Here is a 12,338-nt window from a genome sequence, read left to right as displayed (position 1 = left end):
GGTGCGCACCGGCGGCGCCGGACGACGGTGCGCGAACACTACCCGTCGGCCCCTCGGATGTCTCCAGGGCGGCCCCTTCGTCTCAGGAGCCGGCCGACGCCCCCGCGGGCAGCGCCGGCAGGTCCGCCGGGAACAGCAGGGTGAGTTCGTCCGTGTCCGGGTCGCTCAGCTGGGCCACGCGTCCCGCGTGCCGTTCGACCAACGACTCGAAGGTCTGGCGGGCGGTGCGGCCGTTGCCGAAGGCCGGCCCCTTGGGCAGCTCCGTGAAGTACGCCAGCAGCGCCTGCGCGGTCCCCTCGCCCAGCCGGTACTCGTGCTCCTCCGCCTGCTGCTCCACGATGCGCAACAGCTCCTGCGGTCCGTAGTCCCCGAAGGTGATGGTCCGGGAGAAGCGGGAGGCCACGCCCGGGTTGACGGTCAGGAACCGTTCCATCTCCGCCGTGTAACCGGCGACGATCACCACCACCGCGTCCCGGTGGTCCTCCATCAGCTTCACCAGCGTGTCGATCGCCTCGCGCCCGAAGTCGCGGCCCGAGTCCTCCGGCGCCAGGGCGTAGGCCTCGTCGATGAACAGGACACCGCCCCGAGCCCGTTCGAAGGCCTCCTGCGTACGGATCGCGGTGGACCCGATGTGCTCGCCCACGAGGTCCACCCGGGAAACCTCGACCAGGTGCCCCCGCTCCAGCACGCCGAGGGAGGCGAGGATCTCCCCGTAGAGCCGGGCCACGGTGGTCTTGCCGGTGCCGGGGGAGCCGGTGAAGACCAGGTGCCGGCGCACCGAAGCCGCCTTGAGCCCCGCCTGCCGCCGCCGGCGCCCCACCTCGATCATGTCGGTCAGGGCGCGTACCTCGCGCTTGACGCTGTCCAGGCCCACCAGCGCGTCGAGCCGCTCCAGCACCTCGCCGGAGGCCGGGGCGGCGGGGGCCGGGTCCGGCTCGTCGGCGGGACGCTGCGCCGGTACCTCGACGGCTCCGGGGGCGGGCGCCCGCGCGGGCGTCACCGTACGGATTCCGGCGCGCTCGCGGGCCGGGCCGCCGGCGGCGGCCGACTGGGCGGCGAGGCGCGGCCCGGACTCGTCACTGGTGCAGTCCTGCGCGACGGGGCCGTCCTCCGCGAACTCGTAACCGCCGCGCGCGCAGCGCTCGGTGTGGCACTTCGCCAGCGAGGTACGGCTGCCGTCGATCACATGGAAACCGAAGCCGGAGCTGCCGCTCACCCGGCAGGCGGTGAAGGTGCCGCGACCGCCCGCCGAGACGTAGAAGCCGGCCTCGGAGGGGGAGGTGACGACGCAGCGCTCCAGGACCGGGTCGGCCCCCTTGGTGACGATCACGCCCGTCTGGACCGAATCGACGGAGCAGTTGGCGAGGGTGCCGCCGCTGCCGTGATCACGGAACCAGGCCCCGGTCGACGCCTCCCGGATACGGCAGTCGTCGAGCTGCGCGGTGGCCCCGTCGCTCACCGAGACGGCCGTGTTGCGCACCTGCGACAGGTCGCTGTCGACCACGTCCACGCGCGAGCCGCGGTCCAGCACGAACAGGGCGTCCGGTACGTCGTGTACCCGGCAGGAGTCCAGCGAGGCGGTGGCCCCGTCGCTGATCCACACCGCGGGATAGTCCCCCGTGCTGTCGTGGATCTCGCAGGACCGGGCGTCGACTCGGGTGCCCGGGTCCCATACCGACAGGCCGTTGCGGCCGAAGCGGCGCACGGTGGTCCGGCTCAGCGTGAGCACCGAACGCGAGCGCAGGTCCACCGCGTTCTCGGGGATGTCGTGGATGTCGCAACCGGCGAGCGTGAGGACGGCGTCGGTGTCGAGGGTGACCCCGTCGGCCGAAGTGCGGTGAACCGCGCAGTCGGTGAGCCGGGCCACGGCCCGCGCGGCGATCTGCACTCCGGTGCCCTTGACCTCGTACACCTCGCACCCCAGCGCCTCCAGCCCGGAGCCCTCGCCGGTGACGGCGATGCCCGCGCCCGTGGCGTGGTGGACGCGGCAGCGCTCCAGGCGAGGGTGTCCGCCCCGCACCGAGATCCCGTTCTGCCCGGCGGCCACGACCTCGCATTCCTCGAACACACCACCCCCGCCGTCCAGGACGGAGATCCCGACCCCGGCCGGGTTCTCCACGGTGCACCGGCGCACCAGCGGTCTGGCCCCGCCGCCGCGGACCTCGATGCCGGACGACGAGCGGGTGCTGATCCTGAGGTCGCTGAGCTCGGGCGAACCGTCTTCGACGAGCAGCGCGGGCGCTGTGCGGTCCTGGCCCTCCAGGTAGAGGTCCTGCACCACGGCCGAGGCGCTCACGGTCAGGGCGACGCCGTCGGGCGGGGCGATGCGCACGGACCCGACCGCGCCCTCGGGTCCCCGCAGGGTGACGGCGTGGCGCAGCACCAGGTTCTCCCGGTAGGTGCCGGGAGCGATGGACAGGACGTCCCCGTCGCCGGCGACGGCGAGCGCGGCGGTCAGAGTCGCGTACTCACCGGAGCGGCGCCGCCAGCGCGAAGACCCGCCGTGTGTGACCTGGACCGTGCCCTGAGCCATGGTGCTGTCGTGCCCCCACCCTCGTCCTCGCATTGACGGCAGTCACCGCCGCAGCCGGCGCCGCGGTCGCCCGCGGCCGGTCTGCCCGGTCCACCGTAGCGCGCGCGGGGCCCGTGAGTTGCCAGGTCAGCTGCCCGCGCCTGCCCGGCCCCAATCAGGCCCGACCGCCGCCCATGCTCGGTCCAGGCGCGTGTACCGCCGATGCATGAGCCGCCGTACGATCAGCCGGCGGACGGTCTCCACCAGCGCGGCCACGCCCAGGGCGGCCGCCAGACCGGCCATCACCGCGTGGAACGCGGCGGCCGACGAGGCGAGCGGCTGCCCGACGAGCCGGCCGCTGGTGTCCGTCCATATCCGGAACCTGTCACCGGGCCGGGGCGGTTCCTCGGCGGCCGGTACGGTCCCCTGGTGGCTGCTGCCGTCCGGCGCGGTCCAGGAGGCGAGGATGCGCGTCCGCTGCGGCGTTTGCGGCCCCGCCGACTTGTCGGCGGCCGGACCGCCCGCAGGCGTCGTCTGGGACGGCCGGAGCACCACCGCCGGCACGAGGTAGCGCCCCTGCCGCTGCTCGCGCACGGCGCGCTGGAGCGTGTCGTCCACCCGCACGCCCGCGAACCAGCCGATGGCCGGGGCGAGCACGAGGACGCACACCGCCGCGCTCAGCGCCAGCCACGCCTCGAAAAGATCAGTTCTGCGGCGCAGCGGATTGCGCCGCCAACGCCACACACCCACTGCTGTCCACACGGTCCGGCACCCCCTCGCCTCCGCCTGCCTGCGCGTCCAGCTTCCCGCACGCCCGGCGGACGCGCATTCCGGACGCGGGAGACGCGCGCATCCGGCGGCGTCCGGTCCGGAACACGTTTCCCCCGTGCCCCGCCCGCGTCCGCCGCCCACACGTCTCGAATGATCCAACGGTGCTGCCGTGCCCGCTGGTTCCGGCGGGCGGCCGGAGCCCCTCGAAGGTGTTATTCCAGGACGCGGACCTCGTCGCCGACGCGCACCGTCCCCAGCCGCACCGGCACCAGCTGCCGCCCGAAGGCCAGGGATTTCCCGATCCGCCGGTGCTTGGCCAGCGTCTTCAACGGCTCCTTGCCGCGTTCCGCGGTCACCTGGTCGGTGGTCGTGACGATGCACCGCCCGCACTCCCGAACCCCGCGGAAAACGGCGTCGCCCACGGCGATGCGCCGCCAGCCGTCCTCCGCCCACGCCTCGGCGCCGGCCACGACCAGACTGGGGCGGAACCGGTTCATCGGCAGCGGCCCCTCCTCCGGGTGATCGCCCTCGGCGATCAACGCGTTCAGGGCGTCCAGCGAGGCGAGGGTGGTGACCAGCAGCGGATACGCGTCCGCGAGGCTCACCGTTTCGCCGGGCAAGGCGTAGTCGGGGTCCACGGGCCGGCGCACGGCGGGGTCGTCCAGGTGCACGAGGCGGGCGGGGAGGCCGAGGTAGGCCGAAAACCAGTCGGCCGCGGCCTTCGCCGCGACCACCGTCTCGATCTTCTTGCCGAACAGGACGACCGGCTCCAGCGGACCCGGCTCCGGCACCTCGACGACCAGGTCGCCCATGCCCGGTGCCGACAGCGCCACCCCGCCGCCCTCCAACGGGCGGGCGCACGCCAACGTCAGTCGAGCCTGTTGGCGCTGTGTGATGATCGCGCCCTCGACGTCTATCACTGCCCAACGGCGGTCACCCGCGAGCCCCCAGGGCTCCACGGCCACCGCGTCGGGAGCGGTTCCCGTCAGCGACTTGACGGGACGGACGTGGAGCGACTGGACGTACGAATTCGACATGACTGCATTTTGCCAGTCGCCGCCCCCGCGGACCCCGGCGCCTTTGAACCGGCCGGCCTAGTAGCCGCGCCCCTGGTACGCGCGGCCGTACGGGTCCTCGTAGGAGGGGACCTGCGCGGGCGCCTGCATCGGGCGCGGGGCGGCCGGGCGCATGGCCTCGTACCCGGTACCGGCCGCGACGGGGCGCGGCTGCTGGGGCTGCGGCGCGTACCCCGCGCGGGCGCCGACGGGCTGCTGCTGCGGCACGAACGGCGCGGGGGCGTTCTGCAGCGGCACGGGCATCTGGGGCTGCTGCATCTGCATCTGCATCTGCGGTGCGGGCTGCTGCTGGTACGGGAACCCGTACGCCGGGGCGCTCTGCTGCTGCGGCATCGAGGGCCCGGACGGGAGGGCGGGCAGGGCGGACGGGAGGGCCGGCAGGTACCCACCGCTCGAGTAACCGGAACCGGGGGTGTCGTAGGCGGCCGGAACGCGGATCGGGGCGATCTGCGGAGTGCCGCGTTCGGCGACGAGGGAGTCGTAGATGGGGGTGTCCGGGAAGGAGGGCGCGGAGTAGTAACCGCCGCCATAAGTGGAGCGGGGGGAGGTCATGGGACCTAAGTTAAGCCCACGACTTCACGGGGTCCATAGCGAGGTGTCGTCAACACCGCCCTGACCTGCATATTCGCAGGTCAGGGCCACAGGTTTCACTTCACGTCCACCTGCACGATTCGCGACTTCCACCCCACCTTGTTCCTACTCGTACTCACCGGTTGGGTGTTGCACCCACTTGGCCTTGACGTGGCGTCACCATCCGGAACCCACGACGTGACCTCGTATGACGCCCATTCAGCCGCACCGCGGGCCGCCCGCGCGGGTCAGGCGTCGCTCGGTCGCGCGTACGTCCGGCCCTTCCAGGCGGCCCCGCGGCCGCGGTAGTGCAGGACGGCCGAGTCGACGGTCATCAGGAGGTAGAGCAGGGCCGTGAACGGGAGCAGCGGCGCGAAGGCGGCGGGCCGGCGGTAGTAGCGCAGCATCGGCAGGTAGGTCCCGGCCATCAGGAGCCAGGCCGCGCCGCCCGCCCAGGCGACGGCCGGGGCGTCCAGGGTGAGCCCGGCGAGTAGGGCGACCGGCGGCACCAGGTAGACGAGCACCAGCCCGACCACCGTCCCCGTCAGCAGCAGTGGACGGTGGCGCAGTTGGGCGTACGCGCTCCGCGAGACCATCCGCCACAAGTCGCCCAGCGCCGGGTACGGGCGCACACTGTCCACCCGCTCCGCCAGCCCGAGCCAGATCCGGCCGCCGGAGCGCCGCACCGCGCGGGCGAGGGCGACGTCGTCGATCACGGCCTGCCGGATGGAGTCGGGCACTCCCGCGCGGACGGCGGTCTCCGTCCGCAGGAGCACGCAACCGCCGGCGGCCGCCGCGGTCCGCGCGGCGGGGCGGTTGATCCACCGGAAGGGGTACAACTGCGCGAAGAAGTAGACGAAGGCGGGCACGACGAGCCGCTCCCAGGACGTGGCCACCCGCAGCCGCGCCATCTGGGACACCAGGTCGAGGTCGGCGGAGGTCGCGGCGGCGACGAGCTCGCGGAGGCTGTCCGGCTCGTGCGCGATGTCCGCGTCGGTGAGCAGGAGGTACTCGGGTTCGGTCGGGTGGGCGGCGCGCGCGTGCGCGATCCCGTGGCGCAGCGCCCAGAGCTTGCCGGTCCAACCGGCGTCCGGGGCGCCGGGGGAGACGACGCTGAGAGGCAGCCCCGGCAGTTCCCCGGCCAGGCGTCGGGCGAGGGCGGCCGTGCCGTCCGTACTGCCGTCGTCCACCAGGATCACCTCGGCGGCGCCGGGGTAGTCCTGGGCGAGGAGGGACGGCAGGCTGCGCGGCAGGACCTCCGCCTCGTCCCTGGCCGGGACGACGATGGTGACGGACGGCCACCGGGCGGGGGCGGTACGCGGGGGGAGGCGGACGTCGGTGCGCCAGAACATGCCCCGGGCGAAAGTGAGCCAGAGCCAGGCGGCGAGGGATGCGTAGGCGGCGGTGAGGAGGAGGCCCATGGCCGCAGTGTGCCCAACCGGGTGGGGCCTGTCGCGCATCCGGACGCCGTGGCGTCCTCCGGCGTCCCGCGGGTGTGGGTGCGGCCCGGTGAGGATGCGGGCGAAGCAGGCGCGGACGTGGCCGGTCCGGGCCGGCGGGTTGGCGGGCGTGGTCGGTCCGGGCCGGCGGGTTGGCGGGCGTGGTCGGTCCGGGCCGGTCGGGTCGCGGCGGGCGTGGTCGGTGAGGGGGCGGACAGGGGTGGCGCGGGGCCCCTCGGGGGCCGTGGTCGCGGGGTCGGGGCACGGGGTCGATTAAGGTGACCGGGTGAAGATCGCCCTCATGGACTCCGGAATCGGCCTCCTCGCGGCGGCCGCCGCGATGCGACGGCTGCGGCCCGACGCCGATCTGCTGCTGTCCTGCGACCCCGACGGGATGCCCTGGGGGCCGCGTACGCCCGCCGACCTCACCGGGCGGGCCCTCGGCGTCGCCCGGGCCGCCGCCGAGTACGCCCCGGACGCACTGGTCGTCGCCTGCAACACCGCCTCCGTCCACAGCCTGCCCGCCCTGCGTGCCGCGCTGGAACCCGCCGTCCCCGTCATCGGGACCGTCCCCGCGATCAAGCCCGCCGCGGCCAAAGGCGGCCGGGTCGCGATCTGGGCCACGCCGGCCACCACCGGGAGCCCGTACCAGCGCGGGCTGATCGCCCGGTTCGCCGCCGGGGTGCAGGTCACCGAGGTGCCCTGCCCCGGCCTCGCCGACGCGGTCGAGCGCGGGAACGAGGAGGACGTCGTACGGGCCGTCGCCGCGGCGGCCGCGCTGACCCCGGCCGACGTCACCGACGTGGTGCTCGGCTGTACGCACTACGAACTGGTCGAGGCGCCGATCCGGGCCGCCGTCGCCGAACGGACCGGCGGCACGGAGTTCGTCTTCCACGGCTCCGCGGAGGCCGTCGCCGTGCAGGCGCTGCGTCGCATCGGCGCCGGCCCCGAGCCGGACCTGCCGCGCACCGGCGGGCTGACCGTTCTGCTCGGCGGTCGCCCCGGACCCCTCCCGGCCGCCGCGCTCGGCTATGCCGAGGGCCGTCTGCTCGCGGAAGGCGCGCCGCTCGCGCACTGACCCGCACGCCGCGCTCCGGTACGGCCCGCCGTGCCGGGGACGGTTCCCTGCCCCGCAGGAGTCCGCGGGGGACGGGCGAACGCTCGCGGGCCAGGGGTGGCGAGCCGCGTTTTTCAGCCACGTACCGCATCACGGCGACGGGGATACCGCCGGGTGCCCGTCCGGGGGTGGGGGCACGCCGCCGTCCGCGACCCGACGGCAGCCGTGTCACGTATCGAGAGCGGGTGGCGCGGCGCCGGGCCGTTCCGCCGCCCAGCCCTCCCCCCCGGCACATATCCGATGGCTGCCGCGGCGGCCCGGAGGTAGAGTCGTGGCATTGCGCGAGACGAAACGTCTCGTCTCAATAGCCGCCGCTCCTGCCCGGGAGGGACCGCCGGCTCGTCCAGTTCGCCGTACGAAGGAGTCGCCCTTGCGCGCACGTGCCCCACACGCCGCCACTCAGCTCGTCCTGTCCGAGGTCACCAAGGCCTACGGGACCCACGTCGTACTCGACCGGGTCAGCTTCACGGTCCGACCCGGTGAGCGGGTCGGCATCGTCGGTGACAACGGCTCCGGGAAGTCGACCCTGCTCCGGCTGCTCGCGGGCCGCGAGCAGCCGGAGCACGGACAGGTCACCGTCACCGCGCCCGGCGGGGTCGGCCATCTCGCCCAGACCCTCGACTTACCCCCGACCGCCCGCGTCCGGGACGCGATCGACCTCGCGCTCGCCGACCTGCGCTCGCTGGAGCGCCGTATCCGCTCGGCCGAGGCGCGGCTGCCCCAGGCCGGTCCCGACGAGCTCGCCGCCTATGCGGACCTCCTCGCCGCCTACGAGGCCCGGGGCGGCCCGGACGCCGAACGGCGCGTGGCGACCACCTTGCGCCGGCTCGGCGAGCGCGCCGCCCTCGACCCGGAGCGGCGACTGGGCACCCTCTCCGGCGGGCAGCGCTCACGCCTGGCACTCGCCGCGACCCTGGCAGCCGAACCGGAACTGCTGCTGCTCGACGAACCGACCAACGACCTCGACGACGAGGCGATCGGCCGGCTGGAGGAGTACCTGCGCGCCCATCGTGGCACCGTCGTCGCCGTCACCCACGACCGGCTCTTCCTGGACCGCGTCACCACCGCCGTCCTGGAGGTGGACCAGGACCGGCGCACCGTACGCCGGTACGGAAACGGATACGCCGGGTTCCTCGCCGGTCGCGCCGCCGAACGCGCCCGTTGGCAGCAGCGGTACGAGCAGTGGCGCGAGCAGGTGCGGGACGCGGAACGGCTCGCCGACACCAACATCGGCCGGTTCGCCGCCATCCCCCGGAAGCTGCCGCGCGGCTTCAGCGGAGCCGGCGCGTTCCGGGCCCGCTCACGCACCCACGGCGCGGCCGGCCGGATCCGGGCGGCCCGGGAGCGGCTGCACCGGCTGACCGAGAACCCGGTGCCGCCGCCCCCGACCCCCCTCCGATTCACCGGGCGGTTCACGATGGACACGGCGACCCCGGCGGGCACGGCGAACGGGGTGGGCGCGGAGGGTGGGAACGCCCTGGAGGCCGACGAACTCGCCGTGCCGGGACGGCTCGGGCCGACCACCTTCCGGCTCGAACCCGGTGAAAGGCTCCTGGTGACCGGGCCCAACGGGGCAGGGAAGAGCACCCTGTTGCATGTCCTCGCGGGGGAACTCGCGCCGGGGCGGGGCGCCGTACGCACGCCCCCGCGCGTGGGCCTGCTGCGCCAGGACGACCCCTGGGGGCGGGAGCCCCGCTCCGTGACGGAGCTGTCCGGTCCGGAGCACGCGGAGCGGGTCGCGGCCCTCGGCCTGCTCGCCCCGCACGACCTGACCCGCCCCGTCCGGGACCTCTCGGTGGGGCAGCGCCGCAAGCTCGAACTGGCACGGCTGGTGACAGCGCCGCCGGACGTGCTGCTTCTCGACGAGCCGACGAACCACCTGGCCCCGGCCGTGGTGGAGGAACTGGAGGCGGCGCTCGCCGACTTCACCGGGATCGTCGTCCTGGTCACCCACGACCGGAGGTTGCGCGTCGCCTTCCGCGGCCGCCGGCTGGAGCTGACCCCCGAGCCTCGGTCGGCCCCGGCGAGCCGCTGAGCCGACAGCCGCAGACCGTCCGCGTCCAGCACCCGCCCGCAGTACCCGGGCAGCGGCACGTGCGGCGGCCCGGTCCACGCGTCCGGGCTCGCTCCCCGGCCTAAACGGGCCCCGGCCAGGTGCCCCGGTGACCGCCGCCCCCGTGTCGGGGAGCCACCACGGCCGAGGAGGTACGGGAGGCCTGCGCCGGGTGGCGCGACCCCATCCGGCGGGACTCGCCGACACCGACCCCGCCACCCGGGTCGCCACCCGGTGCGGCACCTCCGCCCCGCGCCGCCCACCGTCGTCGCGGCCGATCGGATCGCCCTGGTCGGTGACGCCGCCCATGCCATGACCCCGAACCCGGGGCAGGGGGCCTGCACCGCGCTGCTCGGCGCCGAGGCCCTGGCCCGCGCGGTCGCCGGACACGGAGTCGCCGCCCCGCCCGCCGCCCCGCGGGCGTACGACGGAGAGCGGCGCCGCAGCGCCCAGCGCGTCGCCTTCGCCTCCCGAACCCTGCCTCGGATCGTCGCCGGGCGCCGGCCGCCGGCCGCCGCCCGGCGTTGCACGATGCCGTGGTCGGGCCGCTCCCGGGACAGGCACGCGGGGGGAGGAAAGCGCCGTGTCGAGGGGCGGGCGCGGGCGACGTGAGTACGCTGCACCCATGACGGGTCACCCCCCGGGTCCGCTCTGGACGGGCCGCGCCTCCAACCGCGTGCAGTGGCTGCTCGCCGCGGCCGGCGCCGCCTGCCTCGCGCTCGCCATCGAACTCGCCGTCGACGCCAGCTGGACCGCCGGGACGGTTCCGCTGGTCATGTCCGTGATCGGCTGCCTCGCGGCCGGTCTGCTCATCCTCTTCGGCACCCTCGCCTTCGTCCACGTGGCCGTCACCGTCGATTCCCAGGCCATGGAGATCCGCTGCGGTCACATCGGGCTGCCCCGCCGCACCATCAGGCTCGCCGAGGTGACCTCCGCCGAGTTCGTACCGCTGATCACCCCGCAGCACTGGGGCGGCTGGGGCTACCGCTGGCGCCCGGAGAAGGGCACCGCCGTCGTCGTCCGCCGGGGCGAGGGAGTGGCGCTGCGCCTGGACGACGGCAGGCTGTTCACCGTCACCGTCGACGACGCCGAGAACGCCGTCCGGGTCATCCGCACCCACCTGCGCGCCCTGGCGCACTGAGTCTCCTGGGGGGCCGCCCCGAGCGGGAGGGACGTACACTCCGCCCAATGAGCACCAGTGTCACCCGAGCGGCCGGGAACGAGCCCGCGCAGTCCACCGCACCGGAGAGCGGCGCGACCTTCCTGCACCGCCTGCGGGACGCCTGGCCCACCCGGGCGGCGCTCGCCGCGCTCGCCGGGGTCCTGCTCTACCTCGGTTTCCCGCCGCGCCCCCTGTGGTGGCTGGCCCCCTTCGCCCTCGCCCTGCTGGCCGGCTGCCTGCGCGGCCGTCGGGCCCGGGCCGGCTTCGGCCTCGGTTTCTTGTTCGGGCTGGGCTACCTGCTGCCGCTGCTGGTGTGGACCAGTGAGGGTGTCGGCCCGGTGCCGTGGATCGCCCTCGTCACCCTCGAAGCGCTCCTCTTCGGCCTCACCGGCCTCGGCATCGCCCTCGTCGGCACGCTCCCCGGCCGCGCCGTCTGGGCCTCCGCCGTGTGGATCGCCGGCGAGGCCCTGCGCGCCCGGGCGCCGTTCGGCGGCTTTCCTTGGGGCAAGCTCGCCTTCGGCCAGGCCGACGGCTTCTTCCTGCCGCTCGCCGCCCTGGGCGGTACGCCGCTGCTGTCCTTCGGGATCGCCCTGTGCGGATTCGGCCTCTACGAACTCGCGCGCGTCGCCCGCTCGCGGCCGAGCCGCACCGCCGCCGCGCTCGCCGCCCTCACCGTCGCCCTGCCGGTCGGCGCGGCCCTCGCCTCGCGTCCGCTGGTCTCCGACGCCGCCGAGGACGGCACGGCGGTGGCCGCCGTCGTCCAGGGCAACGTCCCGCGCGCCGGGTTCGACTTCAACTCCCAGCGCCGCGCCGTACTCGACAACCACGCCAACCGCACCCTCCGGCTCGCCGACGACGTGAAGGCGGGCCGCGCCCGGCAGCCCGACTTCGTCGTCTGGCCGGAGAACTCCTCGGACATCGACCCCTTCACCCAGCAGGACGCCCACGCCGTCATCGACCGGGCCGTCAAGCGCATCGGCGTGCCCGTCGCCATCGGCTCCGTCCTGGAGCCGCCGACCGGCCCGCTGCGCAACACGATGATCTTGTGGGATCCGGTCAAGGGCCCGACCGCGACCTACGACAAGCGCAAGATCCAGCCGTTCGGCGAGCGCATGCCGATGCGGTCCTTCGTCCGGATCTTCAGCAAGGACGTGGACCGCGTACGCCGTGACTTCGGCCCCGGCAAGGAGCCCGGCGTCTTCGACATGGCGGGCAGCCGGGTCGGCATGGTCACCTGCTACGAGGCCGCCTTCGACGACGCCGTCCGCTCCACCGTGCAGGCCGGAGCCCAGGTCATCGCCGTGCCGAGCAACAACGCCACCTTCGGCCGGAGCGAGATGACCTACCAGCAGTTGGCCATGGACCGGGTCCGGGCGGTCGAGCACAGCCGGACCGTGCTCGTCCCCGTCACCAGCGGGGTCAGCGCGGTCATCCGGCCCGACGGCACCGTCGTCCAGCAGACGAAGATGTTCACCGCCGACGCGCTGGTCGCCGAAATCCCGCTGCGTTCGACGCCGACCCCGGCCACCCGGCTCGGGCCACTGCCGGAGTACGCGCTGCTCCTGGTCGCCGCCGGGGGGCTCGGCCTGGTCCTGACCCGCCGGGTTCGCGCCCGGCGGGCCGCATGACGCGGGTGGC

The 12,338-nt window shown here is 74.7% G+C and carries 10 protein-coding genes; 5 read left to right on the top strand and 5 right to left on the bottom strand.

Annotation, left to right across the window (positions count from 1 at the left end; genetic code table 11):
- Positions 1-82: 82 nt before the first annotated feature.
- The 5 genes from E6R62_RS03875 to E6R62_RS03855 form a co-directional block, all read right to left on the bottom strand.
- Positions 83-2,533 carry a right-handed parallel beta-helix repeat-containing protein gene (locus E6R62_RS03875; protein WP_136211351.1) on the bottom strand — a complete coding sequence of 817 codons (2,451 nt, stop codon included), beginning with the start codon at positions 2,531-2,533 and terminating at the stop codon, positions 83-85.
- Positions 2,534-2,659: 126 nt separating this feature from the next.
- Positions 2,660-3,274, bottom strand: coding sequence for a hypothetical protein (locus E6R62_RS03870; protein WP_136211349.1), 615 nt, complete (start codon positions 3,272-3,274; stop codon positions 2,660-2,662).
- A 221-nt stretch (positions 3,275-3,495) separates the two neighbouring features.
- On the bottom strand, positions 3,496-4,320 hold the full coding sequence (locus tag E6R62_RS03865; protein WP_136211347.1) for an MOSC domain-containing protein: 825 nt from the start codon (positions 4,318-4,320) through the stop codon (positions 3,496-3,498).
- Positions 4,321-4,377: 57 nt separating this feature from the next.
- A complete protein-coding gene (locus E6R62_RS03860) occupies positions 4,378-4,911 on the bottom strand; it encodes a DUF6643 family protein (protein WP_136211345.1) in 534 nt (177 codons plus the stop codon).
- A gap of 266 nt (positions 4,912-5,177) precedes the next feature.
- Positions 5,178-6,350, bottom strand: coding sequence for a glycosyltransferase (locus tag E6R62_RS03855; protein ID WP_136211343.1), 1,173 nt, complete (start codon positions 6,348-6,350; stop codon positions 5,178-5,180).
- A gap of 304 nt (positions 6,351-6,654) precedes the next feature.
- Between E6R62_RS03855 and E6R62_RS03850 the strand changes: the two genes are divergently transcribed.
- From E6R62_RS03850 to lnt, 5 genes are all read left to right on the top strand, one after another.
- A complete protein-coding gene (locus tag E6R62_RS03850; RefSeq protein WP_168713953.1) occupies positions 6,655-7,446 on the top strand; it encodes a glutamate racemase in 792 nt (263 codons plus the stop codon).
- 448 nt (positions 7,447-7,894) lie between these two features.
- Entirely contained in the window at positions 7,895-9,520 is a 1,626-nt protein-coding gene (locus E6R62_RS03845) for an ABC-F family ATP-binding cassette domain-containing protein (protein ID WP_240801469.1), read from the top strand.
- Positions 9,521-9,772: 252 nt separating this feature from the next.
- Positions 9,773-10,150 (top strand): NAD(P)/FAD-dependent oxidoreductase, encoded by a 378-nt coding sequence (locus E6R62_RS03840; protein WP_206308639.1) that lies wholly within the window; start codon positions 9,773-9,775, stop codon positions 10,148-10,150.
- Positions 10,151-10,163: 13 nt separating this feature from the next.
- Positions 10,164-10,679 carry a hypothetical protein gene (locus tag E6R62_RS03835; RefSeq protein WP_136211339.1) on the top strand — a complete coding sequence of 172 codons (516 nt, stop codon included), beginning with the start codon at positions 10,164-10,166 and terminating at the stop codon, positions 10,677-10,679.
- Between the two features lie 47 nt (positions 10,680-10,726).
- Positions 10,727-12,328, top strand: coding sequence for an apolipoprotein N-acyltransferase (gene lnt, locus E6R62_RS03830; RefSeq protein WP_136211337.1), 1,602 nt, complete (start codon positions 10,727-10,729; stop codon positions 12,326-12,328).
- Positions 12,329-12,338: the final 10 nt, after the last annotated feature.

Origin of the sequence: Streptomyces sp. A1136 (genome assembly GCF_004795055.1) — a bacterium.
Classification (GTDB): domain Bacteria; phylum Actinomycetota; class Actinomycetes; order Streptomycetales; family Streptomycetaceae; genus Streptomyces.
This window is presented reverse-complemented; position numbering and strand designations above follow the sequence as displayed.